The 25792-nt window shown below is 53.4% G+C and carries 24 protein-coding genes and 2 tRNA genes; 18 read left to right on the plus strand and 8 right to left on the minus strand.

Annotation, left to right across the window (positions count from 1 at the left end; all coding sequences use genetic code 11):
- Nucleotides 1-455 precede the first annotated feature (455 nt).
- Genes SPI6313_RS03035 through SPI6313_RS03040 form a run of 3 tightly spaced genes read left to right on the plus strand, consistent with a single transcriptional unit; the run spans nucleotide 456 to nucleotide 1250 of the window.
- On the plus strand, nucleotides 456-731 hold the full coding sequence (locus SPI6313_RS03035) for a Mo-dependent nitrogenase C-terminal domain-containing protein (RefSeq protein WP_245788564.1): 276 nt from the start codon (nucleotides 456-458) through the stop codon (nucleotides 729-731).
- Between the two features lie 56 nt (nucleotides 732-787).
- Nucleotides 788-925, plus strand: coding sequence for a hypothetical protein (locus SPI6313_RS23285; RefSeq protein WP_175551054.1), 138 nt, complete (start codon nucleotides 788-790; stop codon nucleotides 923-925).
- A gap of 19 nt (nucleotides 926-944) precedes the next feature.
- Nucleotides 945-1250 (plus strand): 2Fe-2S iron-sulfur cluster-binding protein, encoded by a 306-nt coding sequence (locus SPI6313_RS03040; RefSeq protein ID WP_072619663.1) that lies wholly within the window; start codon nucleotides 945-947, stop codon nucleotides 1248-1250.
- Between the two features lie 595 nt (nucleotides 1251-1845).
- On the opposite strand, the gene SPI6313_RS03055 is transcribed toward SPI6313_RS03040, so the two are convergent.
- From SPI6313_RS03055 to SPI6313_RS03065, 3 genes are all read right to left on the minus strand, one after another.
- A complete protein-coding gene (locus SPI6313_RS03055) occupies nucleotides 1846-3030 on the minus strand; it encodes a glycosyltransferase family 4 protein (RefSeq protein ID WP_072619666.1) in 1185 nt (394 codons plus the stop codon).
- Nucleotides 3027-3857: an alpha/beta fold hydrolase gene (locus SPI6313_RS03060; protein ID WP_084668868.1), complete on the minus strand. Its 831-nt coding sequence runs from the start codon at nucleotides 3855-3857 to the stop codon at nucleotides 3027-3029. The genes SPI6313_RS03055 and SPI6313_RS03060 overlap by 4 nt, the downstream gene beginning before the upstream one ends.
- A gap of 129 nt (nucleotides 3858-3986) precedes the next feature.
- Nucleotides 3987-4445 (minus strand): NUDIX hydrolase, encoded by a 459-nt coding sequence (locus SPI6313_RS03065; RefSeq protein WP_072619668.1) that lies wholly within the window; start codon nucleotides 4443-4445, stop codon nucleotides 3987-3989.
- A 127-nt stretch (nucleotides 4446-4572) separates the two neighbouring features.
- Here SPI6313_RS03065 and SPI6313_RS03070 point away from each other — a divergent pair.
- Nucleotides 4573-4644 (plus strand) — tRNA-Val (locus SPI6313_RS03070).
- 258 nt (nucleotides 4645-4902) lie between these two features.
- Here the strand turns inward: SPI6313_RS03070 and SPI6313_RS03075 are convergent.
- Nucleotides 4903-4989, minus strand: a tRNA-Ser gene (locus tag SPI6313_RS03075).
- A gap of 120 nt (nucleotides 4990-5109) precedes the next feature.
- On the opposite strand from SPI6313_RS03075, the gene SPI6313_RS03080 reads away from it, so the two are divergent.
- From SPI6313_RS03080 to SPI6313_RS03120, 9 genes are all read left to right on the plus strand, one after another.
- The gene (locus SPI6313_RS03080; protein WP_072619669.1) at nucleotides 5110-5478 is read left to right on the plus strand and encodes a 2Fe-2S iron-sulfur cluster-binding protein; all 369 of its coding nucleotides are present in this window, start codon (nucleotides 5110-5112) and stop codon (nucleotides 5476-5478) included.
- Nucleotides 5468-6004: a thermonuclease family protein gene (locus tag SPI6313_RS03085; RefSeq protein WP_072619670.1), complete on the plus strand. Its 537-nt coding sequence runs from the start codon at nucleotides 5468-5470 to the stop codon at nucleotides 6002-6004. Before SPI6313_RS03080 ends, SPI6313_RS03085 begins: the two co-directional genes overlap by 11 nt.
- Before the next feature lie 39 nt (nucleotides 6005-6043).
- Nucleotides 6044-6904: an inositol monophosphatase family protein gene (locus SPI6313_RS03090; RefSeq protein ID WP_072619671.1), complete on the plus strand. Its 861-nt coding sequence runs from the start codon at nucleotides 6044-6046 to the stop codon at nucleotides 6902-6904.
- An 81-nt stretch (nucleotides 6905-6985) separates the two neighbouring features.
- The gene (locus SPI6313_RS03095; RefSeq protein WP_072619672.1) at nucleotides 6986-7987 is read left to right on the plus strand and encodes a J domain-containing protein; all 1002 of its coding nucleotides are present in this window, start codon (nucleotides 6986-6988) and stop codon (nucleotides 7985-7987) included.
- A gap of 84 nt (nucleotides 7988-8071) precedes the next feature.
- Complete coding sequence (locus SPI6313_RS03100) at nucleotides 8072-9286, plus strand: ATP phosphoribosyltransferase regulatory subunit (RefSeq protein ID WP_072622976.1); 1215 nt, start codon at nucleotides 8072-8074, stop codon at nucleotides 9284-9286.
- Nucleotides 9287-10651, plus strand: coding sequence for a UDP-N-acetylmuramoyl-L-alanine--D-glutamate ligase (gene murD / locus SPI6313_RS03105; protein WP_072619673.1), 1365 nt, complete (start codon nucleotides 9287-9289; stop codon nucleotides 10649-10651). It begins immediately after the preceding gene.
- 103 nt (nucleotides 10652-10754) lie between these two features.
- Nucleotides 10755-11336: an EF-hand domain-containing protein gene (locus SPI6313_RS03110; RefSeq protein WP_217650486.1), complete on the plus strand. Its 582-nt coding sequence runs from the start codon at nucleotides 10755-10757 to the stop codon at nucleotides 11334-11336.
- A 64-nt stretch (nucleotides 11337-11400) separates the two neighbouring features.
- Nucleotides 11401-12390 carry a GTP 3',8-cyclase MoaA gene (gene moaA, locus SPI6313_RS03115; protein WP_072619674.1) on the plus strand — a complete coding sequence of 330 codons (990 nt, stop codon included), beginning with the start codon at nucleotides 11401-11403 and terminating at the stop codon, nucleotides 12388-12390.
- 688 nt (nucleotides 12391-13078) lie between these two features.
- The gene (locus tag SPI6313_RS03120) at nucleotides 13079-15613 is read left to right on the plus strand and encodes a sensor domain-containing protein (protein ID WP_072619675.1); all 2535 of its coding nucleotides are present in this window, start codon (nucleotides 13079-13081) and stop codon (nucleotides 15611-15613) included.
- On the opposite strand, the gene SPI6313_RS03125 is transcribed toward SPI6313_RS03120, so the two are convergent.
- The 3 genes from SPI6313_RS03125 to SPI6313_RS03135 all read right to left on the minus strand — a co-directional run bounded on the left by SPI6313_RS03125 (nucleotide 15577) and on the right by SPI6313_RS03135 (nucleotide 17981).
- Nucleotides 15577-16692, minus strand: a complete 1116-nt coding sequence (locus tag SPI6313_RS03125) for a histidinol-phosphate transaminase (protein WP_072619676.1) — start codon at nucleotides 16690-16692, stop codon at nucleotides 15577-15579. The two genes, SPI6313_RS03120 and SPI6313_RS03125, sit on opposite strands and share 37 nt — an antisense overlap.
- Before the next feature lie 44 nt (nucleotides 16693-16736).
- Nucleotides 16737-17561 carry a metallophosphoesterase gene (locus tag SPI6313_RS03130; protein WP_072619677.1) on the minus strand — a complete coding sequence of 275 codons (825 nt, stop codon included), beginning with the start codon at nucleotides 17559-17561 and terminating at the stop codon, nucleotides 16737-16739.
- A gap of 108 nt (nucleotides 17562-17669) precedes the next feature.
- Nucleotides 17670-17981 (minus strand): urease subunit beta, encoded by a 312-nt coding sequence (locus tag SPI6313_RS03135; protein WP_072619678.1) that lies wholly within the window; start codon nucleotides 17979-17981, stop codon nucleotides 17670-17672.
- A 164-nt stretch (nucleotides 17982-18145) separates the two neighbouring features.
- Here SPI6313_RS03135 and SPI6313_RS03140 point away from each other — a divergent pair, with 164 nt between their 5' ends.
- The 3 genes from SPI6313_RS03140 (at nucleotide 18146) to cysH (ending at nucleotide 21617) form a co-directional block, all read left to right on the plus strand.
- The gene (locus SPI6313_RS03140; RefSeq protein ID WP_139276474.1) at nucleotides 18146-18754 is read left to right on the plus strand and encodes a hypothetical protein; all 609 of its coding nucleotides are present in this window, start codon (nucleotides 18146-18148) and stop codon (nucleotides 18752-18754) included.
- A 681-nt stretch (nucleotides 18755-19435) separates the two neighbouring features.
- The gene (locus SPI6313_RS03145) at nucleotides 19436-20572 is read left to right on the plus strand and encodes a citrate synthase (protein WP_072619680.1); all 1137 of its coding nucleotides are present in this window, start codon (nucleotides 19436-19438) and stop codon (nucleotides 20570-20572) included.
- A 289-nt stretch (nucleotides 20573-20861) separates the two neighbouring features.
- Nucleotides 20862-21617, plus strand: a complete 756-nt coding sequence (gene cysH, locus SPI6313_RS03150) for a phosphoadenosine phosphosulfate reductase (protein WP_084668870.1) — start codon at nucleotides 20862-20864, stop codon at nucleotides 21615-21617.
- 780 nt (nucleotides 21618-22397) lie between these two features.
- On the opposite strand, the gene SPI6313_RS03155 is transcribed toward cysH, so the two are convergent.
- Nucleotides 22398-22814: a bacteriohemerythrin gene (locus tag SPI6313_RS03155; protein ID WP_072619681.1), complete on the minus strand. Its 417-nt coding sequence runs from the start codon at nucleotides 22812-22814 to the stop codon at nucleotides 22398-22400.
- Between the two features lie 332 nt (nucleotides 22815-23146).
- Here SPI6313_RS03155 and SPI6313_RS03165 point away from each other — a divergent pair, with 332 nt between their 5' ends.
- On the plus strand, nucleotides 23147-24004 hold the full coding sequence (locus SPI6313_RS03165; protein WP_072619683.1) for an NAD(P)-dependent oxidoreductase: 858 nt from the start codon (nucleotides 23147-23149) through the stop codon (nucleotides 24002-24004).
- Between the two features lie 211 nt (nucleotides 24005-24215).
- Nucleotides 24216-25502, plus strand: a complete 1287-nt coding sequence (locus SPI6313_RS03170) for an L-lactate MFS transporter (protein ID WP_084668871.1) — start codon at nucleotides 24216-24218, stop codon at nucleotides 25500-25502.
- Nucleotides 25503-25792 lie beyond the last annotated feature (290 nt).

The following is a 25792-nucleotide window of genomic DNA, read 5'->3' on the forward strand; positions in this document are numbered from 1 at the left end:
GCCGGCTCTTAAAAACAACCTAGGGATTGTTTTTCTGTTGATTAAAATCACAAGGCAAAGTGATGTTAACTACAACACAACAATGGCTAGATCGGCACAATATAATTAACACAGAGCAACCAACGTCTGAACTCTTGACTGTTGTCATCATCTTTGCTCACCATCGTTTTGATCATTCTCAATTCTCAGCACATCGTCTCTGGCTCTCGTGACTCAAAACCCTTGCTCTCTCTGGGTTTTCGGAATCCAGACTCCTTAAGTCAATTCCCTGAATCAATCGTTCAGGACTTGAATCCAGGGCTGGAGTTGCTCTAAAAAGACAATCCTGTTCTCCTTAGAAAGGACAGTAAGTAATAATGGTTAATGTAACGGCTTATACAAATCGCCAAGACAACGTTCAATCTTTACACTCTCATCATCAACGTGAAGAAACAGTAAGGTTCTCCTGGCATCGCATGATCAAACGGTTCTCATTTCAACCGTTAAAACCCCTCAAAAACTGGCTTGAAACTCTTGATGTTGACAATGTTAAATTTGCCCGCACTCTGTGCCAAATCATTCCGGCACAATGCCCCTTTGAGCGTGATGTGACTGTGTTTGGGAAGGTGTTGTTTCACATCCCCCCCCTGTGCAAGCTCAATCCGTTTTACGAGCAGTTGGTGATGTTGCGGTTTAAATCTCTGTGCTATCTTGCTGATGAATGTGGCGAAGATATTAGCGCCTACTGCTAAGTCGATTCATTCCACTCCATTGCTCTGGGTCAATTTGGGCTCAAATCTTCAATGCCATGCCAAATGCAGGCATTTTTTTTATGGGGGCGATCGCAAGGTCTGAGATCTTTCGGTGGAGCGATCGCACGTTTCCCAATGCCTGCCTTCTGATAGAGGGCGATCGCGCTCCTCATTTGGTGCGATCGAAACTGTAGCACCACGAGGACAAACTCTATGCCCACGACTTACACCGTCAAACTCATCAACGAAACTGAAGGGATCAACGCCACATTAAACGTCCCCGAAGATGAGAGCATCCTAGATGTGGCGGAAGCAGAAGGCCTCGATCTCCCGTATTCCTGCCGTTCTGGAGCGTGCAGCACCTGCGCGGGTCAAATTATTGAGGGGGAAAGCCTCGATCAAGAAGGGCAAATGCAATTGGACGACGAACAGATGGCCAATGGCTATGTACTCACTTGCATCGGGAAACCCACTTCCGACTGCACGATCAAAACCCACCAAGAAGAGGCCGTTTTATAAGCTGTGATGACTCAAGTTATTGCCCTCATTTTTTGCAAAACAACGGCTGATGTTTTGAAGTATCCCCTGGTCATCATGACCAGGGGACTTTCGATCTCCCCTCTGCTCTCATTCCTTTTTAGGTCAAGACATGCTTTAACAGCTTGTTCACTTATTACCCTCACCCCAACCCTCTCTCCCACGGGGCGAGGGGCTTCTGATCTGGACATGATGATTTCTGAATACGTTTTGACACTCCCCGCGAAGACAGCGACGGGGATTCTTGGTTCATCGACCGGACTTAACCGAGCCGAATTGCTCCAACCCCGCCAGAGGTCTAATCTTCCCAAGCGGATAACTTCCCCTGTGCCCCACGGTAGTTAGTCCAAGGCGCAGCATACAAACCCGCTTCACTATCGACTCAGCCCGATGCCGCTCCCACACTAACCCGTTCACCTTCAAGTCTTCCGAGGCGACCAAATCGTTAGATTGGATGACGCAGTAGGCAATCCGCCCACTCATTCCGCTGCCTGCTTACTCTTAAATGCTTCCAGGACTGTCGGTTTTTAGCCTTGTGAGAGTTCCTGGACGTTTAAAATTCAATGTAATCGCTGGGTTAGGGCGGATTACAGCCTGATTTTAGCTGTGCCATGACGTATTGAATGGCTTGTTCTTGGTTGGCGACGTTTTCGCGGGGCGACCAGTGGGCCATGCGATCGCGGGCAGCCTGTCCCATCTGGTGTAGTCGGGCAGGGTCAGGGAGGAGATCGCGGAAAATGGCGGCGAGGGTGGTGCGATCGCCGCAGGGATAGATTTCCCCCGTGACTCCCGGATTCACCAGTTCCCGTGCGCCAACGCGATCGCTCACCACTACCCCACACCCGCACAACATCGCTTCATTCACCACCACCCCAAACGGCTCATAGTCTGACCCTAGACAGAGTAAATCCGCTGCGGTGTAGATCGCCGGGAGTTGGCTTTGGTTGCAAAAACCAAGGAAGCGGACGCGATCGCACCCCTGCGCCGTTGTAGCTAACTCCGCTCGTAACGTGCCATCCCCCACAAACAGCAGATAACTTTCCGGCACAGCCGCCGCTAAAAAGGCCGCTAAGACATCCTGGGGACGTTTCCAGGGTTGCAGCTTGGCGCAGAAGATGACCACGGGCGCATCATCTGGAATTCCCCAACTGGCCCGCATCTGAGCGCGATCCACTGCTGCCGCTTGGGCGAGCCACCAGGCGTTATCCACCACAAAGGGCGTGAAAAAAATGCGATCGCGCACAATCCCTAACCCCGCCAGCAGTTCCACCCCCGCCTGACTCGCCGCAAACAATGCATCCCCCACCCGATAGAGCCAGGGCAGGATCAACGGCTTAATCCAACCTTTCCAGCCTCCCCCAAAGCGCGACCCTAAACTACTCGCATCGGTGCTGAAAATAAACGGGCGGCGATGCCATTTTGCACTCAACGCCGCCCACCAAAAGCTCGCGTATACATACCCCGTAAAACAAATCACCACATCAAACTCCGCCACCATTGGCCACAGGTGCGGATTCACCAACCCCCAAAACCGCCCCAACCCCGGACGGTGCGATCGGTTGGGCACAAACACCGACGGATACCCCGCCAACAGGGGCACATCCCAGGCGATCGTTTGGCCAAAATCCACGTCCTGATAGGTTTCAAGACCAACGCGGGAACAATAGGCTACTTGAAAATCCCACCCCCGCGCCACCATTTCTTGAAATAGAGGGACGACATAGGGGATGGGATGGGAGACGATGATCAAGACGCGACTCATCGAGCGATCAGGGCAGCGATCGTAAAGCGTTCGATCTCTCGTGCCACAGTATCCGGCCAGGATTCCACCAAATCCCAACCGCCTTGCTTCATCATGCGCAGTTTGGCATAGGGGGCGAGTTTGACGTAGGTTTTACTTTGGCGGATTTGGATGGGGTGGTCTTGGCCGCCTTGGAGGATGAGGATGCGAATTTTGAGGGCTTCGAGGTCATCGTTGATCAATTCAGCGGCGATCTCCGAGTCGGGGCGACTGAAGAGGAGATGGCAACTGGGGGGACAGGCGAGGAGTTGCTCGCGATAGGCGAGGAGGTTGGTCACTTTGCGGTGATGGGACGTGAACCATTTCGTGACGGGTTTGGCGAGTTTCATCCCCAGGGGCACGACGGGAATCGAACTGGTGAGCATCAATTCCGTGTGCCAGCGACTGCGGCGATCGGGTACGTCCACGCCTTCGGGGGCAAGGAGGATCATGCCGCTGACTCGTTCGGGGTGGGCGATCGCATACCGGGAGGCAATCCACGCACCAATGGAATGACCTACGAGGTACACCTCTTCAAGATGCAGTGCATTGATGTAGTCCGCTAGACAGTCGGCATGGAGTTGGATCGATTGAGGGGATTCCGGATCATCCGATTCCCCAAAGCCCAGTAAATCCGGGGCGAGACAATGGACGCGATTGCCCAACTGTTCTAAAACAGGTAACCATTGGGAGCCGTCAGTTAAAGCACCGTGGATGAAGATAATTGTGGGGCCTTTTCCCACTTCACGCCAGAATAGATGTCCTTGGGAAAGGCGAATTCGACCGATGCGGATGGGCGGAGCCTGCATTGTAATCATTCAACTGTGATTCAACCGTGAGCCAAAGCGGTGGGACATTATCATTAATGCTGTGCCTATGATTTCATAATTTTTCAATAAATTAAAAAAATTTCCGTCATTATACTCACGAATTTGGGATTACGCGATCCGGGTAATTTCACTGAAATAGTCTTTTAATTGGTCACCATGATCATGGCTAAAGTCTTCTTGCGGGAGTTCATCCCGTGCAAAGGCCCGTATTTCTGAAATTTCCAAGGTGTCTTGCGGTTGTAATGATCCGGTGACGGTGACGGCCAACAAGATGCTCAAAGAATGGAGGCGCGGATCGCGATCGGGGGCAGAATAAACCCCGACCAATCGTTCAATCTCTAGCAGTTCGAGGCCAGTTTCTTCGCGGAGTTCTCGTTCGGCGGCTTGGGGGATGGTTTCCCCCCAATCGATGATGCCGCCGGGTAGCCCCCATTGCCCAGTGTCACGACGGCGCACCAAGACAATCCGCTGGTCTGGCAGAATCGGAATTACGGTGGTTCCGGTGACGGGATGGCGAAAGATAATGCCCATGACCGTAAAGATAAATTGCTTCCAGCGGCGCAGCATTGTGAATAATCTCGTATGGCGAAGATTCAGAGTGTTTGTATTGTAGAGGGCTGTCAGGGTTTTGCCTATTTGCAAAAGTGCCGCAGTTGACGAAAACCTACTGCGCCGCTATAGTAGTAAATCGCGCGGGCGATTAGCACAGGGGTAGCGCACTTCCTTCACACGGAAGGGGTCACTGGTTCAAATCCAGTATCGCCCATGATTTTAAAGAGCGATCGCTGAGTCTAAACACTCAGCGATCGCTCTTTTCGGCTGCATTACCTCTCAAAAGAACCAGGGGCTGAAGCCGCCAGGTCTAATGGTTGTGATCTGCGCATGATCGCAGGCAAACGCATTGAATCTTCATTGAACCGATCGCGCCTGTGCAGATGGGTGCAACGGGTGTAAATAAGGCAAGACTTATCGACTTATCAATTGATCAGTCTTTCTAGGCTGGATGAATGGGGCTGATTCGGTACGGAGAGAGAGGGATTCGAACCCTCGAGAGGCTTTCGCCCCTACAGCATTTCCAGTGCTGCGCCTTCGACCACTCGGCCATCTCTCCTTGTGCAGTTTTCTACTATAGCAGCAAACTGCGCATTGGGGCAGGGTTGGGCTGAGATTTTTGCGCGATCGCACCTCGCGCCCATCTTCTACAATAAAAAGCGCTGTTGTTGTGCTAGCTATGCCAGAGTATTACACGATTCGCGTTCACGATCGCCAAAACGACAAGGTGATCACCGCTCAAGTCCCCGATGATCAATACATTCTCCACAGCCTTGAAGCTCAGGGCCACATCCTCCCCTTCTCCTGTCGCAATGGAGCCTGTACCACCTGTGCCGTGCGGGTGAATTTGGGCGACTTGGTTCAACCGGAAGCCATGGGACTGTCGCCGGACATTCAAGCCCAGGGCTATGCGTTGCTCTGTGTGAGCTATGCCCGGTCTGATCTGGATGTGGAAACCCAAGACGAAGATGAAGTGTATGAAATGCAGTTTGGCCGCTACTTTGGCAAGGGGGCGGTACGGCTGGGCTTACCCCTGGATGAGGATTAATTGGTATTGGGTGCGATCGCTGCTCCTCCTCAGCCTCTGGTGGACGGTGGTGGGGTGTACTGCCACGGCAGCACCACCCCCCGGCATTGACGTGACCATAGACCGGGTGATCAGCGGCCAAACAGTGATCGTGCGCGGTATTCCCACCGATCCCACCGCCGCCTATACCATCCGCCTCCAAGGGATTCACGCCCCGGATTTACAGCAAGTCCCCTGGGGTGAAACCGCCCGCCAAGCCCTTGAAACCCAACTCCGCAGCACCCCCACCGCCACCCTCGTCCTCAACCGTGCCGAACCCGATGTCTACGATCGCTACTGGGGCGACCTCTGGCAGGGCAACGAATGGATCAATCGGTGGCTCGTCGCCCAGGGCCATGTGTTGGCCACGTTTACGCCCCATCCCAGCCCCCCAGCGCAAGAATTGAGCCATGCTCAAGACTATGCAAGAATGAGAGGAGCGGGTCTTTGGAACCCGGATGCTCCCCTACGTCAGACCCCGGCTGAATTTCGGCGTGGGACACCCTAACATTGAGTTCCAGCCCTGCGCACCTTCACCGTTGAATTTATGGCGTTACCCTCCCCCGAAACTCTCCAACTCTTTCTGGATGTGGCCACCGAAGCAGCCCAAGCTGCGGGGGCCGTCCTCAAAACCCATTGGGGGAAACTACAATCCATCGAAGAAAAAGGCCGACCCGGCGACCTCGTCACCGAAGCCGATAAAAACGCCGAAGCCGTCATCCTCGCCACCTTCCGACGACACCTCCCCGATCATCCCATCCTGGCTGAAGAATCCGGCGTGATTGCAGGCAGTGAGACCCAATATTGCTGGGCGATTGATCCCCTCGATGGCACGACGAACTATGCCCACGGCTACCCGGTGTCCGGCGTTTCCATTGGGTTGCTGATTGACGATGTGCCGACGGTGGGGGTGGTGTACGATCCAGGGCGCGATCGCCTCTACCGTGCCGCCACGGGTTTAGGTGTCACCTGCAACCGCAAACCGATCCAGGTTTCCACCACCGCCAAACTCCAAAACAGCCTCCTCGTCACCGGCTTTGCCTACGATCGCCACCTCACCAGCGACAACAACTATGCCGAATTTTGTTACCTCACCCACCTCACCCAAGGTGTGCGCCGGGGTGGTTCCGCCTCCCTGGACTTAGCCCATGTCGCCTGTGGTGAACTCGATGGCTATTGGGAGCGGGGCCTCAAACCCTGGGACATTGCAGCGGGGATTGTGTTGGTACGGGAAGCCGGTGGCATCGTCACCGCCTACGACCAAAGCCCCCTCGACCTATCCTCCGGCCGTCTCCTGGCCACCAACCCCGCCATCCATGCCGCCCTCAGCGCGGCCCTCCAAGCCACGCCGCCCCTAAGTACCTGGAGTGACGTGGACAAAATGGCGACTGTTGCGCCGCTGTCTTAGGCCATTCTTGCAATCATCCCTAAAAATCTAGGGGATACTAAAAATATATAGATCTTCAAATCCTGCCTTGGGTGAACCCTGATGTCGCTAAACATTAAACACGGACTCTTTAAATATGACTTAATGGATCACCATGCCATTCTTGGTGTTCCCGTCACCGCCGATGCCAATAGTATTCGGAAACGCTATCTCAAATTGGCACGATTGCTGCACCCTGATACGGTCAAAGTCAACAACGAGCAAGAACGGGCCCAGGCCAGCGAGTTGCTCTCGAAACTGATCAACCCCGCCTACGAAACCCTAAAAGGCAAAACCCGCGACGAACATCAACTGGTTTTGGAACAAACGGGTAAACGCCTCGCCAACGAAGGCGGCACGCCCGCCGTGACCAATGAAATCGCGAAGGGTCTGTTAAAAGCGGGGAACAACGTAGACTTAGCCTATGCCCAAGCTCTCAAGGCTCTAACAGAAAATCAATATCGCTCGATCGCTGAATGTGAACAGTCCATTGGCGACTTGAGTGAATTAAATTTGGTGTATTTGATGATGAAGGCGGGCCAGGGATTGCGCCAAACGGCCCCCGCGCCGCAAGCGCCCCCGAAAGCGAAAGTACCGCCAGCGGCAACCCCGGCGGCGGCGGCAGCAGCAGCGGCCCAGGCGAGGGCGGAACAGTCCCCCGTGAGTGCCTACGTGCGCCGGGCGCAGGAATATATTCAAAAAAATAACTTTGCGAAGGCGGTGCTGGAGTTGCGGGATGGCTTGAAGCTCGAACCCAAAAATAGCACCTGTCATAGTTTGCTGGGGATGGCCTATCTGAAGCAAAACCAAGTCAGTATGGCGAAGGTGCATGTGATGAAGGCCCTCCAGTCGAATCCTGAAGAAAAGATCGCCTTGCAATGTAAAGCGGTGATCGAGAAAAAACTCGGACAGCCCTTGAGTGCCCACAGTGCGGGGTCTAACTCGTCGGGGAATACAACGGGTAAGGCTCGCGATGGTCGTTCGGCCTCGAATTCTGGCAAGTCGGATCAGAAATCTGGCAGCGGGGGCATGTTTGGGGGGCTGTTTGGTGGTAAGAAAAAGTAGAGGGGCGATCGCAGCATCCGGCCCGATGCTGCCGCCTGTCGTCTCGATCTCTTTTTCCCCAATCGCTGTAACCCAAATTTGATGATGATTCACCAACCCCCGGCCGGAACTCGTGACATTCTGCCGCTAGAGGTTTCTCAAAAACGCTGGATTGTTGACCGCTTACAAGAAGTCTTTCAACGCTGGGGGTATCAACGGATTATCACCTCAACCCTCGAATGGCTCGACACCCTCACGGCGGGCGGCGCGATTCGTCCTGATAGTGTCATTGAAGTGGGCGAAACGGCTGAAGGGCGGTTAGGGTTGCGGCCAGAGTTGACCGCCTCTATTGCGCGGGCGGCCGTGGCACGGATGGCCAACGATACGCCGCCGTTGCGCCTCTACTACAATGCCAATGTATTTCGCCGCGCCCCGAAAAGCCACCACGGCCGTCAGGTGGAGTTTTATCAAATGGGGGTCGAACTGCTCTACACCGGGGGCAGTTTGGCGGATACGGAAATTGTGCTGTTGATGGTGGATTGTCTGGTGGCGTTGGGTCTGAAGGATTGGTCGCTGTTGATGGGGGAAGCCCAGTTGACGCGATCGCTCCTCGCGCCGTTCCCCCCCGAACATCAAGCAGCGGTGCGAACGGCGATCGCTCACCTCGACCGCATTCACCTCGCCTCTCTCCCCCTCAGCCCCGAACTCCAACACCGGGCTTTGACCATGTTTGACCTGCGCGGCCGCCCGGAAGATGTGCTGCAACGGGTGAGCCAACTTGACCTAGATGCCACCGGCCAGGCCTGTGTTGCGGGCTTAAAAACCTTGATTGAGCGGTTGCGTTCCAGTGCGCCGGATGACTTACCCTTAATTTTGGATCTGAGCTTGCTTGAAACCATTGATTACTATACGGGCATCGTCTTTGAGGTGGTGTCGTCCCGTCATAATCGCTCCTCGGTGTTGGGGAAAGGGGGACGGTATGATCAACTCCTCGCGCTTTATGATCCCGCTGGGAAGCCCGGCGCGGGGGTAGGGTTTGCCCTCAACGTGGAAGACCTCCATACCGCCCTCCTCGCTGCGCCCCAACTGCCCCAAACCATGCCCGTGAATGATTGGCTCGTGGTGGCGAAAACGCCCGCCGCTGAAGCGATCGCCTTCACCTATGCCCACCAACTGCGCCAATCGGAACATGTGGTGCGGGTGGAATTGGATCTCGGCGGCCGCACCCCGGCGGAACTGCGGGACTATGCCCGTGAGAGTGGCATTCGTCGCCTGGCGTGGCTGGATGTGGACGGAACCCCGGAAATTGAGGTGGTGTAGATGCAACAGGCTCATATTATTGGGTTAGGACGGTCGGGAATTGCGGCGGCACGGGTGCTGAAGCAGCAGGGTTGGCAGGTGGAATTGAGCGATCGCGCCACCCAAACCAGCCTCGATGCCCTCCGGGACTCCCTCCAACAGGACGGCATCACCGTCAGCCTCGGTGCATCCCTCGATTTCAACGCCCCCCATCCCGATCTCCTCGTCGTCAGTCCCGGCGTACCTTGGGATAGCCCCACGGTTTTACAAGCGCGGGACGCGGGAATTGACACCCTCGGCGAAATGGAACTCGCCTGGCGACAGTTGCACGCAACGCCCTGGGTTGGCATCACCGGTACGAACGGCAAAACCACCACCACCGCCCTCACCGCCGCTATTTTCCACCAAGCCGGACTCAATGCCCCCGCCTGTGGCAACATTGGCCATGCTGCCTGTGAATTGGCCCTGATCAACCCCAACAACCCCCAGGATCTCGATTGGGTGATCGCCGAAATCAGCAGCTATCAAATCGAGGCCGCCGCCACCCTCGCACCCCGGATTGGCCTGTGGACGACCTTCACCCCTGATCATTTGGCCCGCCATTACACCCTGGAGAATTACTACGGGATTAAAGCCAGTTTGTTGGCGCGATCGCAGTCCCAAATTTTTAACGGCGATGATCCCTATTTACGCGATCGCGCCTCTGATTGGCCCCGCGCCCATTGGACGAGCGTCACCGGCCCCGCCGCCTTGCCCTGTGACCCGGATCAGGGGATTTATTTAAAAAAGGGTGAGGTGATTGCCTTTGGGGAACGGGTGATGGAGATCGCCGACCTGAAAATGTTGGGGGATCACAATCAGCAAAACCTGTTGATGGCAGTCGGGGCGGCGCGGTTGGCGGGGATTGAACCAGAGGCGATCGCCGCCGCCGTGCGCGAGTTTCCGGGCGTGCCCCATCGCCTCGAATACCTCTGCACCCATCAGGGCGTGACCTTCATCAACGACAGCAAAGCCACCAACTACGATGCCTCTCTGGTGGGGTTAACTGCTGTGCCTACCCCGACAATCTTGATCGCGGGGGGTGACCCCAAGGCCGGGGATGATCAGGCGTGGTTAGGGGCGATCGCTGCCAAAGCGGCCGCCGTGGTCTTAATTGGCGATGCGGCTTCCCAGTTTGCCGCCCGCTTGGCTGAGGTGGGCTATACCCAATTTGAACAGCTCGAAACCCTCGATCAAGCCGTGCCCCGTAGCCTCGAACTCGCCCACCACCACGGAGCCTCAACGGTGCTGCTCTCTCCCGCCTGTGCCAGTTTTGACCAATACACTAGCTTTGAACAGCGGGGCGACCATTTCCGCCAACTCTGCACCCAACTGGCTGATGCTTGATGTATGCTTACCCTTCGACGACCCTCAGGGTGCGCCACAGGCTCAGGGTGCGATTTTCTTGCATTCAGGGTGTGATGATTGTCACGGGGGCGGGCTTGTTATTATGGGGCCAATACGTTTACGCCAAGGGATGGGGTTTATGCTGACGGATTTTCAAAAACGCAAATTGATGAAACTGTTCAGTATGTATGACGTGAACTGTGACGGATTTATTGTGGAACAAGATTTTGAGGATGTGGCGGCAAAATTAGCCGATCGCGCTGGGTGGAGTGTGCGATCGCCCAAGGGTATCACCCTTAAAAATCAACTTGCCCAAGATTGGCAAGGGTTGCAAAAAGCCTCGGACACCAACCGCGATCGCCAAATTTCCCTCGATGAATGGCTTGCCTATTATGACGCAGTGCTCGCCGATGAAACCCTTTACAATGAGCGCGTCAAAGCCTTGACCCAACTGGTGTTTGATGTGTTTGACCAAGACGAAGACAACACCCTGAGCGCGGCTGAATGGGGCAATCTCCTTTGTATTTACAACACCTCCCCGATCTATGCGCCGCTCATTTTTTCCCGACTCACAACCGATACGGATGGCAACCTGAGCCGCGAGGCTGTGCTCAGCCACATTGATGAATTTTTCTACAGTGACGATCCCGGCGCACCGGGTAACGGGATGTTTGGCCCCTATTAAGCGATCGCCCCCCTGCCGGAGGTTCCGCACTATCCTAGAAACTGTCTGTTGCGAAACCTGAGCCATGCCCCCTGTTGATTATCTGCGGATTAGCCTCATCGATCGCTGTAATTTTCGCTGCACCTACTGTATGCCGGAGAATGCCGCGTTGCAGTATGTGCAACGGGACGATGTGCTTACGGATGATGAAATTTTGACCGTGGTGCGCGAAATTTTTATCCCGTTGGGCTTTCGGAATTGGCGGCTGACGGGGGGGGAACCGTTGTTACGGCCGGGGGTGGTGGAGGTGGTGCGATCGCTCGCTAAACTGCCCGAAACCGAAGACCTCGCCATCACCACGAATGCCTTTCACCTCGCGCCCTTGGCCGCCGATCTCTACGCCGCAGGCTTACGGCGGCTGAATATTAGTCTCGACTCCCTAGAACCGGAAATCTTTGAGCAGATTATCGGTAATCAGGGGCGCGATCGTTGGGGTCAGGTGTGGGAGGGGATTCAAACCGCGCATCGGGTCGGGTTTAACCCGTTGAAGTTGAATGTGGTGGTGATTCCGGGGGTGAACGACCACGAAGTCGAAGCCTTGGCCGCCCTGAGCATCGAGCAAGAATGGCATGTGCGGTTTATTGAATTTATGCCCATTGGCAATCCAGAGTTATTCGGGGCGCGGGCTTGGATTCCTTCGGAGGAGTTGCGGCAACGGATTCGGCAGCGGTGGGGCTTAGAAACCTCCCAGGTGCGGGGCAATGGTCCGGCGGATGTGTTCCAGATTCCGGGGGCAGCGGGAACCCTGGGGTTTATTAGTCAGATGTCGGAGTGTTTTTGCGATCGCTGCAATCGGATGCGCCTCTCGGCCGATGGGTGGCTGCGTCCCTGTCTGCTCAATGAAACTGGCCAGATCAACCTCCGCCAAGGGTTGCGCGATGGGATTGCGATCGCCACCCTCCGCGCCCAAGTGGCCGAACTCCTCGCCCTCAAACCCGAAATCAATTTCAAAGCCCGCGAATCCGGCACTACCACCGGCCACTACCACCGCACCATGTCCCAAATCGGCGGCTAACCGTCTACCAGAGGACTGGATTAACCAAGTTACACCGTGCCAATGCTCACCGTCACCGACCTTGCGATTACTCCCCCTAACTCTCTTTTGCACAGCGGGATTTTGAGCGTTTCCTCTCTTTGGCAAGCTACTGCTGATCCACAACGTTCTCCGGTTGACCTCACCTGCGTCTAATCCCCCTTTGTCGTCAAGGCAGCGAGCTAGAAGCTCGCACTACAGAGGATGACCACAAGGGTAGGTTGACCTCACCTGCGTCTAATCCCCCTTTGTCGTCAAGGCAGCGAGCTAGAAGCTCGCACTACAGAGGATGATCACAAGGGTAGGTTGACCTCACCTGCGTCTAATCCCCCTTTGTCGTCAAGGCAGCGAGCTAGAAGCTCGCACTACAGAGGATGATCACAAGGGTAGTGTGAGCCTCTGGCTCACTCATACCCCCTCCAGATTCGTAACTTGGGTTATGGATAAGCAGTAGCTTTTGCAAGGGGGGCCGGGGAAATGACGCAAGATGTGAAACGTGAGATCGATCTCTTGATATGAGCGGCAACCCCAAGAGAACGCAAGACTGTAAACGCCGATCAGACTATTTCTGCAATAGGTTGTAAGTTTAATTGATGCTACTGTTTTCCGCTTCTCTCCCTTGCGATTCTGTTTATGACTGTGCGATCACCTCATTTTTGCAGCTTCGACTATGCTCTATGCCGAAATTTTCCAACAGTCCACCGATGCTATTTTTGTCGTCGATGCCGTAACGACGCTGACCATTGACTGTAACCATCGAGCCGTTGAACTTTTTGAAGCCAAATCCAAAACCCAACTTCTGAATAGTGCGGGGCATATTCTCCAAAAAACGCCCTTCAGCCCCAACGAGTTACGTGACATTCAAACCACGATTAACACTCAGGGAATATGGGAGAAAGAGGTAAAATATGTCACGTTGCAGGGGCGGCAATTTTGGGGGGAACTGGTGGCCAAGCAGGTGCAGATCGACGGCCAGGCGATTAATGTGGTGTGGGTGTCGGATATTAGCGATCGCAAAGTCGCCGAGCAACGGTTAGCCCACTACAATCAACAACTTGCCCAAGAGGTGACGCAGCAGTCTGTCGCTTTGCAAACCCGCGAAACCCAGTTTCAAGCCATTTTCGCCCACTTTCCCGTCGGCATTGCGGTGGTCACCCCGCCCCACTACACCTTCAGCCTGGTGAACCCTGCCTTGACTGAACTCCTGGGCTATTCCCCCCAAGACCTGGCGACCTTGGGCATCCGTGATTTGAGCATCCCAGACGATGACGACAGGGAATGGGCACTGCTGCAAGACTGTGTGCGGGGCGATCGCAACACCTACCATCTGGAAAAACGCTACCGCCGCCGTAATGGTCAACCCCTGTGGGTGAACGTGAATACTGCGATCGTGCGCGATGACCACGGCCAGATTCAATGTGGCATGACCATGGTGCAAGACATCACCGCCCGCAAACTTGCTGAACAGGCCCTGGAAACCAGCGAAGCCCGCTATCGCCTCCTGGCCGAAAACATGACCGATCTGGTTTGCCTGCACCAGCCCACGGGGGAATATCTCTACGTCAGTCCCTCCTGCCAGACCTTGCTGGGCTATAGCAGTGACAACATGATTGGCCAGAACCCCTACGATTTTTTCCATCCGGACGACTGTGAGCGGATTCGCCAACATACCCACTACAATGCCCTGGTGAATATTCCTACGCCGATCATCTATCGGATGCGCCACCAAGACGGCCGGTATATTTGGCTCGAAACTCTGACCATCCCGATCGCTGGTGACAATGGCCAGGTGGTGCGCCTGCAAACCACGTCGCGGGATGTGAGCGATCGCGTCCAAGTCCAGCTTCAACTTGAACATGACTCCGTCCACGATACCCTGACGGGCTTGCCCAATCGCACCCTGTTGATCGAGCGGCTCGAATTGGCTCTCAGTCGGGCGAAACGGTATCCTGATCTTCACTTTGCGGTGCTCTTTGTGGATCTTGATCGGTTCAAGGTGATTAACGATAGTTTGGGCCATGTCGCGGGCGATCGCGTCCTCCACTTGGTCGCCCACAAACTCCAGCAGTTAATCCGCGACACTGACATTGTGGGACGGATCAGCGGTGATGAATTTGTGATCTTACTCGAAGCGATCGAAGGGATTCATGAAGTGATCCGAGTCACCGAGCGGATTCTCAATGAGATGACTGTGCCGCTAATCATTGAAGACCGCGAAGTCTTTGTCACCCTCAGCATTGGCATTGTGATCAACTGTACCGCCCATCACCAGGCCTCAGATATTTTGCGAGATGCAGATATCGCCATGTATCGCGCCAAACTCAATGGCAAAGCCCGCTACGAAATTTTTGACCCGATCATGCGCCTTGAAGCTCTCAAGCGGCTGCATTTGGAAAATGGCCTGCGCCAAGCCTTGGAACATCAGGATTTTCTGCTCTACTATCAGCCCATTTTTAAACTCACCGATCAGGAGATTGTCGGGGTAGAAGTGTTGCTGCGCTGGCAACATCCCCAGCGCGGTTTAATCAGTCCGGTGGAGTTTATTCCCATTGCAGAGGAAACCGGGTTGATTGTGCCGTTGGGGTTGTGGGTGGTGCGCAGTGCCTGTACGCAGATGATGGCATGGCGCAGGGCATTCCCGGCTATGGCAGATTTTCGGATTAGTGTGAATCTTTCGGCGCGACAACTCCGGGAGCCGAACTTGGTGAAGCAGATCACTGAAATTCTGAACCAAACGGGTTTGCCGGGCCAAAATTTGGTGCTCGAACTGACGGAAAGTATGTTGGCGGAGGATGAAGAGGGGGTGGTGACGTTGCTGTCGGAATTGCGATCGCACCAGATCGAGATCAGCATTGATGACTTTGGCACAGGCTATTCATCCCTGAGCTATCTCCATCGGTTTCCGATTAATACCCTCAAGATAGACCGTTCGTTTGTGAAGAGAATGCAGGGCGATGCCGATGACAATGCGATCGCCTCAATCATTCTCGCCCTGGCCCAACGCCTTAAACTATCCGTCGTCGCCGAAGGCATCGAAACCCCAACCCAACTGCACCAACTCCAAACCCTGGGCTGCGAAAAAGGCCAAGGCTATCTCTTTGCACCGCCCCTCACGGCTGCGGAGATCACCGCCCGTTTTGACGCTCAATACAGCCCCCACGCCCTCAATCACGATTCCATTCCCGACGTTAATGCCGCCAGATAGGTTTGGAGGCGCACCAACATCCGTTCATTTTCTCCCGGCGAACCGATGGTAATCCGTAGGCCGCCCCCGGTCTGCCGAATGAGCGTGCCTTGGGTTTTCAGGGTTTGGGTGAGGATAACGAGGGCATGGGGATCATCGGGGGTGAAACGCAGATAGAGAAAGTTGGCTGCACTGGGCCAGACGGTGAGGGGGGGAAGGTCACTCAGGGCGGTGTAGAGGCGATCGCGCTCCCGGAGGAGTTCGGGCATGGCGCTGAGGAGCAGATCCCGCTGTTGGAGGGCGAACAGGGCGGCGGTTTGGGTAAAGGCGGGGAGGTTGTAGGGGAGACGGACTTTTTCGAGAATTTGAGTCACGGCGGGAGAGGCGATCGCATAGCCCACCCGCAGCGCCGCCAAGCGAAAGGCCTTGGAAAAGGTGCGCAAAATTACCCAATTGGGATGGGCGGGTAATTCCGCCGCTAGGGTGGTTTGGCTAAATTCAAAATAGGCCTCATCGATCACCACCAGTACATGATCCGGCAAACTTCGCAGCCAATCCAGTTCCGCCTCGGTGAGGGCGTTGCCGGTAGGGGAATTGGGATGCACCATGAACACGACCCGCACCGGATCGACGACCAGCGATCGCGCCGCTGCTAAATCCAGGGAAAAATCCGCCAAGCGTCCCCCGCGCACCACCTCAATCCCCAAGGTTTCCGCAATAATCCCATACATCGAAAAGGTGGGGTCTGCCACAAAAATCGACCCCGCCCCGCCTAAACAGGTGGCGATCAACAGCGATCGGATCAGTTCATCAGACCCATTTCCCAGGGAAATCCAAGCTGGCGCGATCGCATCCGTAGCGGCGGATTCATTGACGTAGGCCGCGATCGCCCCCTTCAACTCCTGATGACTGCCATCGGGGTAGCGGTTCGTGTCCATCTGATTTTGATAAACCCAGGCCAATTTTTCCTTGAGGTCGGCGGGTAAATCGTAGGGGCTTTCGTTGGTGTCGAGAATATCAACGGGAATACTCAATTCCCCGCCAGGGTGGGGAGTGTAGGCCTGGAATTGGAGGAGATCGGAGCGAATAAAATCAAGCATAGTCACGGTGCGACATAGGTGCAGTCTTTTATTTTAGTGGGGGATTATGCCGGATTGAGGGTAAGCACCGTAATTTCAGGGGAACAGTTAAACCGGCCCGGAAAATAACTACCCAGACCCCGATTCACATATAACTGATTCGTCCCCACGTAGTGATGTCCCTGCACCCATTCCCAATGCTGAATCACATGATCGCACTCTTCCCCTAGGGTGGTACTCATCCACCGCGTTACCACCCGTCGCAGCCGCAGCAAAATTTCGGGTAAGGGTTCGCCCGTGGGGAGGACAATTTGACCGCCGTGGGTATGGCCGGACAGTTGTAAATCTACGCGGAAGGGTTGGAGGCGGGCGGCGGAGTCGGGGTTATGGGATAGGACGAGGCGGGGTAGGTTGGGGGGGAGGGAGGCGAGGAGGGTTTGGGGTTGAAAGTCTGACGACCACAGATCTGCTAACCCGATGACGGGGAAATCTGGCCCCCAGGGGTAGGCGATCGCATTCCACAACACCGTTAGACCCGCCGCCTGGAGCGCCTCAATAATCATCTGGCGATAGGGTCGGCCGTGGTTATCGTGATTCCCTAAACTGGCGATCACCCCCCAACGACTGTGCAGGGCTTGCAACTGTTGGGCCAGGGGATGGATCAATTCCGGATCGCGGGTCACGTAGTCCCCCGTGAGCAGGATCAGGTCGGGATCTTCGGCGTTGACTTGGGCGATCGCATCCTGGAGGGTGCGATCGCTCAGGGAATAACCGTCATAGTGCAGATCGGACAGTTGAATGATTTTGCGGTGCTGGAGATGGGGGGCGAGGTCACGGATGGCGATCGTCACCCGCTCGATCGCGATCGCTTCCGTCAGCAAAGGGTACATAGAGCCGTCCTCAGGGATTGATAAAGTTGCTGGCTCCCCTCTCCCTCCACCTGGGAGAGGAGCTAGGGGTGAGGGCTTACTGTGCGATTAACTCAGCATCGCTGACGGTTAACGGTTGAGCGTTCCATTCACCCGACCATTCAAGCCATACACTTCCCGATCGCCCACCAAGGCCACCAATTCCACTGCCTTTTCATCCCCTGGCTCAAACCGTACCGCCGTCCCGGCTGGAATATTGAGCCGCATCCCCCAAGCCGCCTCGCGATCAAATTTGAGGGCAGCGTTCACTTCGTAAAAATGAAAATGGGAACCGACTTGAATGGGGCGATCGCCTTGATTGGCGACGCTGAGCGATCGCGTTTCGCGGCCCTCATTTAAAACGATGTCGCCCGCTTCGATCAAAAGTTCACCCGGAATCATGCTGCTCTCCTGCCTCGGTATAAATGGGTTGATCTGACCCGATGGATCACTATTGTTTGCTTCTCAGTGTAGCGAATTGGATGTTGTAGACTGTGCGAATCCGACCGCTGGTGTCATGGAATTCAGCGTAGAATAGACAGCATTTCACGTTTAAGGGTGTCGAGATGGTGAAGCGATCGCAGTGGATTATATTTAGCTTGGGCATCGCCTTCATTGTGGCGATCCCCACCTGGCTCCCCCTCACCCCTTTGGCCGTCACACCCTTTGGCCTCGACGAAATTAGTCAGGTGTTATCGCTGCTGTTCATTATCGCCTTACTCCTGGAACGCTCCCTAGAAATTTTTGTCACCACTTGGCGCGATCCCGATGAATTAGCCTTAACCGTTGCCCTCAACGAAGCCCAAGCTGCCCTCACCGCTTGCCAACAATCGGATTCCCCCCATCCTGATACCCTCAACGCGGCGATGACTCAGGTGCAAACCCTCCAAAGAAAGCGATCGCACTACCGCGCCGAAACCACCCGAATCGCCCTCTGGTCAGCCCTGATCCTCGGCCTTTTAATCAGTGCGAGTGGGGTGCGATCGCTCGCTCTCCTCGTGGATCTCGAAGCCGTGCAACCCTTTCAGCAACGGTGTATAGAACTGGTGGATGTTTTGCTCACCGGTGGCCTCATTGCCGGGGGCAGTGACGGCGTACATAAACTACTCCAAGTCGTCACCAACTTCCTAGAGGCCACCAGCGATCGCGTCAAAAACAACACCCCCCATTCATAAATGATTCATCCTTAAACCCATCTGCGCCGGGGGGAAAGTTAGCGTTATTAATGACTAAAAAATAGGGTATTCCGTCGTTAAGCGCAGTTATTCATTACCCTCACCCCCAACCCCTCGCCCCGTGGGCGAGGAGCGTCTGATTTGTACGTGATGATTGCTGCACAAGCTATAAGAGACTGTTTAAAAAGTTAAACTCAGATCCACATCATGAGCCTCACTCAATGGAAACAAGGATCTTAAGCCCCTTGCCTCTCTTTCAAGACACTTTTTAAACAACCTCTAAGCGCAGTCACTCATCATCTTGACCTACATTGACACCATCACCGACCGGAGCATTTAACAACGACTTTGAACCTGAAACGATTCAATTTTGATACTTCAAAACGTGCGATCGCTCCTCACCTATTCATGGCAACCACCCAGAGGATCTCCATCACTCAAATAGCCCCATCGTCAGAGAATTTATCCTCAACCCAAGACCTTCAAACACTGCATTCATACCAACAGAATTACGGAGAATTCTTGCACTAGGGTCAACTAAATTGCAGTTTTGTATCACTCACCACACTTTACCGAAACACCGGGTCGGAATCTTGAAATTAATCCACCCATTCACCACAGAGTCTCAGTTATAGGGTAAGTTAACGTCAGAAGATTTTTGCTCGTTTATAGGGAAACGCTATGACCGCTTGTGAATATATCCCTGGCCTAGAGAACGTGCCAGCGGCCCAATCTGCCATTAGCTACGTCGATGGCAAACAAGGAATCTTAGAATATCGTGGGATTCCGATTGAAGCCCTGGCCCAAAAAAGCACCTTTTTAGAAACGGCCTATCTCTTGATCTGGGGTAAGCTTCCCACGGCGGATGAACTGAATGCCTTTGAAACGGAAATTCGGTTTCATCGTCGGATTAAGTATCGGATTCGAGACATGATGAAATGTTTTCCAGAGTCTGGGCATCCGATGGATGCACTGCAAACCTCCGCAGCAGCCTTGGGACTCTTCTACTCACGGCGGGCCTTGAATGATCCCCAGTACATTCGGGAAGCGGTGGTGCGGTTGTTGGCGAAAATCCCCACGATGGTGGCAGCGTTTCAACTGATGCGCAAAGGGAACGACCCGATCCAGCCCAATGATGATCTGGACTATTCCACCAACTTTCTCTATATGCTGACGGAACGGGTTCCGGATACGATCGCCGCTCGCGTGTTTGATGTCTGTCTCTTGCTCCATGCTGAACATACGATCAACGCTTCGACCTTTTCGGCCATGGTGACGGCTTCAACGATGACCGACCCCTATGCGGTGGTGGCTTCGGCGGTGGGAACCTTGGCAGGGCCGCTCCACGGCGGCGCGAATGAGGAGGTGATCGAGATGCTGCAAGAAATTGGCTCGGTGGACAATGTCAAAGCCTATGTGGATGATTGCGTGACGAACAAGAAGCGGATTATGGGGTTTGGCCACCGGGTTTATAAGGTCAAAGACCCACGGGCAACGATTTTGCAAGGTTTGGCAGAGCGATTGTTTGAACAGATGGGCCATGATCCGTTTTATGATATTGCGATCGAACTGGAAAAAGAGGTGGAGTCGCGCCTCGGCCAGAAGGGGATCTATGCCAATGTGGATTTCTATTCCGGGTTGGTGTATCGCAAGTTAGGGATTCCGACGGATTTGTTTACGCCGATTTTTGCGATCGCACGGGTCGCCGGTTGGTTAGCCCATTGGCGCGAACAATTGGACGCGAACCGGATTTTCCGCCCGACGCAAATCTACAAAGGCGAACATAATCAGCCGTACTTGATGATCCAAGACCGTTAGGGCCCACAGGGGGTCTTTTTCCAGGGATTGAAGGGGTCACTGGGTCGGATGTTACCACCCTGTTCCCCACTTTTCGGGTTGGATAATCAGTGTACACTGAGAAAACTTGTGAATTCAGATCAACCCCATGGGCGATCGCCCTCATCATGCCTCAGTCTTGTCATGGTTCGGTGGGGCAACAGGGTTGCGATCGCTCCCAAAAAACCAAGATTGCAGCCATGCTCACCGTTTTGTTCCCCGCTGCCTAGCCCCCAGCCCGACCGTTTATTGTGCTATCTCAGACTTGCTTATGACCGTCACCGCCCCCTCTCCCAACCTCAACCTAGACGCGCTGAACTCCCAATTTGAGCGAGCCACAGCCCAAGACATCGTCACCTGGAGTGGACAAACCTTTGGCAGCGGTGCCGTCATGAGCACCAGCTTCGGCATCCAAGCCGCCGTCATGCTCCACCTCGTCACCTCCATCATTCCCAACATTCCCGTCATCTGGATTGACACCGGCTATCTGCCCCCAGAAACCTATCGCTTTGCCGAAGACCTCCAGCAACGCCTCCGTCTCAACCTCAACGTGTACCAATCCACCCTTTCCCCCGCCCGCATGGAAGCCCTCCACGGCAAACTCTGGGAACAAAAAGACCTCGAAGCCCTCAACCGCTACGACCAGATTCGCAAAGTAGAACCCATGCAACGGGCACTCCAAGACCTCAACGCCACCGCTTGGCTCGCCGGCCTTCGCAGCAACCAAACCCAACACCGCCGCACCCTCAACTTTGTCAACCGTCAAGGGGATTTACACAAAATCCTGCCGATTTTGACCTGGAACGCCAAAGACATTTATGACTATTTGATGCGCCACAATTTGCCCTATCATCCATTTTTTGATCTGGGCTATACCACCGTAGGCGATTGGCATTCGAGTCGGCCCTTGATGGATGATGATACCCACGAGCGCGACACCCGCTTTCAGGGCATGAAACAAGAATGCGGCCTCCATTTACCCCAGACCGCCGGTGAAGCCGAAAGCCTTGACTCTAGTAGCTTGTAAATAGAGTTTTTAACAGCCTGTGCGAGTCAGAGAGCGACGGCCCATACATAACGTGCCAATGTTGACCTAGCCTACATATCCCCTGGATGATTAGGGCAGCGAGCGAGACGCTCGCACGACAGAGGATCTTAAGCCCTGACAGATACGAAATCCGGTCAAGAAAAACCCAAGCTTTTTGGAGATAAGTTTACGAAAATAGTGCGGGAGTCTGAAAGCCCCGTCAATTGATTGCGGGGATGAAAAACGACACGAGCGACTTTAGTCGCCCTCCTTGGGCCAGTCGTGTTAGGTTGATTATTTTAGATTTCAAACGTCGAAATGTGAACGGGTTAGTTTGCGATCGGCATCGGGCTGAGTCAACGAACCCTGGTCCGCCAAGAACTGAAGTTCTTGGCTCATAGCAAAAGTGGACTAAAGCCCACTCTAGAACCCGTTTTAACGGGTTTTCGCTCTGAGGCGGAGATTTTAATCCCCGACTAGATGGTCGTGTGAGCCTCTGGCTTACTCCTGCCAGAGCCAGACTCGCAACTTGATTTATGGATCAGCAGGAGTCCAAAGAGAGGACTCAATCATCGCAAAAGTGGACTAAAGCCCACTCTAGAACCCGTTTTAACGGGTTTTCGCTCTGAGGCGGAGATTTTAATCCCCGACTAGATGGTCGTGTGAGCCTCTGGCTTACTCCTGCCAGAGCCAGACTCGCAACTTGATTTATGGATCAGCAGGAGTCCAAAGAGAGGACTCAATCATCAACTCCCCTGCTGCGCGACGTGGAAAGAGCCATCAAGCAAAGGTTTGAGTGGATGCTGGCATACAGGGCTTTAACTGGGTATCAATTTTGCGAATATGGTTGATAAACCAGTCAAGAAGATTTTGATTAATTTGCAACACCAGTACAAAGCTAGGGCCACGGTTGGCAAATTCTGTCTTAATCTCCTCGTAGTTCGCAATGAACTGCTGATGAGCTTGATCATTGGTCTGAGCTATAGGGCATTTGTAGCGGTGCATACACTGTTCCTCAAAACCAAAATGCTGTCTCACGTAGAGATCTAAGAAATTAATGATTTTTTGAATTTCGTCTTGACCTTTATTATTCTTCATCGCTTCAACCAACAAGTTCATTTGGTCGATGAGTTGCTTATGCTGCTGATCAATTTCAGGAATACCAATCTTTAAAGAATCATCCCAGATTAATGGCATGTTTATAACTCCGAATCTCAAAGGACGTGACGATAGCAATCTTATTTGATTCATGAACATACAAGGGGCTTAAGCCCCTTGTTGATGAGGAGATAAGATCTCCGATTGATTTAGGATTGCTATATAGGCTTATTGTGTCTGCAAGCTTGTGAAAAACTTGGGAATTATCACTATTCTTATGGAAAAGTTCGTGTTTCTTAATGGTTTTTGTTCCGGACTCCCCCGACTGGATCACAGTCCGCCGGTCGATCATCATTGAGGTGGTGGGGTCGTTCGGGTGGGGTCGTCTCACGGTAGAATCCGAGTGATTATGCATGGGAAGAGGATCGGGTATGAAGATTGGGCTTTTGGGAACGGGGTTGATGGGTGAACCGATGGCACTGCGATTTATTGCAGCGGGGCATCAGGTGACTGCGTACAATCGTACTGCGAGTAAGCTAGAGGCGATCGCAACCGCAGGCGGCACAACCACCACCCAGGCGGCGGAGGTGTTGCAGGCGGCGGAGGTGGTGATTTTGATGCTGAGCGATCGCGCCGCCATTGATGCAGTCCTGTGGCAAGACGAAGTGACCAAACAGATAGCGGGTCAGACCTTTATTCAAATGGGCACGATCGCCCCCCAAGAAAGCCGGGATTTAGCCGCTAAAATTCGCGCCGCTGGCGGTGATTATTTAGAAGCAACGGTGTTGGGCAGCATTCCCCAAGTGAAAACTGGGACATTGCTCGTGATGGTGGGCTGCGACATGCCCCAGCAATACATGAACTACACGACGCTCTTTAAGGTCTTGGGTGAAAAGCCGATTCATGTGGGCAAAATTGGCGCAGCGGCAGCCTTAAAATTAGCCCTCAATCAATTGATTGGCTCGTTAACTACGGCATTTGCTCTGAGTTTAACGTTTGTCCAAACTGAAGGATTAGATGTCGATATTTTCATGAATATCTTGCGCGAGAGTGCGCTGTATGCCCCTACCTTTGATAAGAAATTACAGCGGATGGTTGACGAGGATTTTGCCAATCCGAATTTTCCGACCAAACATCTTTTAAAAGACATGGAATTATTTCAAGACGCGACCCCTGGGTATCAAAATGATCTTGTGCAGGGGGTCATTACTGTGCTAAAAACTGCGATCGCATCCGGCTACCAAGAGGACGATTATTCAGCCCTGTTCACTGCGATCGCCCCCAATTAACCCCGACCCTCCAGCAGAGAAAAACCAATAGAAATACAGTCAAACTAGAAATGTTTTCCGTTTGGATGCGAATTCCGAAGATCTTCACCGCTTTGATGGCTACCGTGCCACCCCAAATTCATAAAATTTTATGAATAATTTAAAATTTTATGAATAATAATGTGCTTTTTTAGCTCAATCCTTGATAAGATTCTGATTTTCGATGAAAACTATGGAGCGTCCCCCTCTTTCTCAACCCAAAATAACTCTCTTTGGTCAGCCTGCCGAGCGGGGCAGATGGTTTTTGATTCTGTTGGGAATTATTGTTTTACTGTGCTTAGGCACTGTCTACTCGTGGAGTGTTTTTAGAACTCCTTTACAAAATGAGCTAGGCATTAGCACAACCCAAAGCCTCTTGCCCTATACCGTTGCCCTGGTTTTCTACGCGGCAACAATGCCAATCGCAGGTTTTTATATTCCTCGGATTGGCACACGACGCACAACGGTAATTGGTGGCATTATTGTCGGTTTAGGTTATATTCTGTCCAGTTTTGCGACCCAAATTTGGGGGTTAGTGTTCACCTATGGTGCGATCGCGGGTATTGGCGTTGGGATTACCTATGGCGTGCCGATGGTGGTGGTGGCACGTTGGTTTCCTGACAAAAAAGGATTAGCCATGGGGTTGACCATCGTTGGCTTTGGTCTGTCCCCCTTCATCACTGCACCGCTGGCTAATCACCTCATTAGTGCCTACACCATCCGCCCGACATTACGGCTTCTCGGTATAGCATTTATCGCCATCATTGTTGCGATCGCCTTCACCTTGAAGTTACCCCCTCAGGGTTGGCATCCTTCCCATGCGATCGCCTCAACGCAACCAAGTTTAGCCTCACACTATCCTGCCAGTTTATTCAAAAGTCACTCATTTTATGGACTCTGGGTTTGTTATGCAATTGGCACAATTATTGGGTTAAGTGCCATTGGCATATCCAGTCCAGTGGGAGAAGAAATCATTGAGATTAACCCGACCATTGCCGCAGCTAGCGTCTCACTCTTTGCTGTCTTTAATGGTGTCAGTCGTCCGCTTTTCGGGTGGTTAAGCGATCGCTTCCGGCCTCACCACATCGCAATTTTTTCCTACATCTTGATTTTAATTGCTTGCATTTTAATGATTAATGCTCGCACGGGTCAGGTCGCCACATTTCTCATTGCTTTTTGTCTCTTTTGGTTTTGCTTAGGGGGGTGGTTAGCCATGGCTCCCACTATCACCCTGCGCTTTTTCAACCCTGACCACTATGCTCAAAACTACGGCATTGTTTTCACGGCCTATGGCATTGGTGCATTAATTGGCACAGTGGTCACTGGCCGCATTCGGGATTTGTTTGGAACCTATAACTATGTGTTTTATCCCATGGCACTGTTAGCCATTATTGGCATTATCATCGCTAGCCTCTTCCTCAAACCCGAAAAAAGCACTGCTAATTACTCAATTTTAGAGTCAAAATTAGATAAGAAATAAGGGGACTTCCCAGTTATGCAATCCCTCACCCAACCCTCTCCTGAGGGAGAGGGCTTTTAGCACATTTCTCCTGCGAGGGAAGCGATGCCCTGAGTGATGCCCTGAGTGATGTCGCAGGGGGCTGGGGATAAGGGTGCTCCCTGGCGAGCCGTGGGAATCTGCAACAGTGGCATGCACCCAGAAATAATCCATAAGGGGGCCATAGAATGACCCAAACTAAATGCTGATCGTCGCCTTATCAAGGCAATTAGTTTGGCAATTTCAGCAACATTGATCAATATTTTTTTGGG

Source organism: Spirulina major PCC 6313, from assembly GCF_001890765.1.
In the GTDB taxonomy this organism is placed as follows: Bacteria; Cyanobacteriota; Cyanobacteriia; order Cyanobacteriales; family Spirulinaceae; genus Spirulina; species Spirulina major.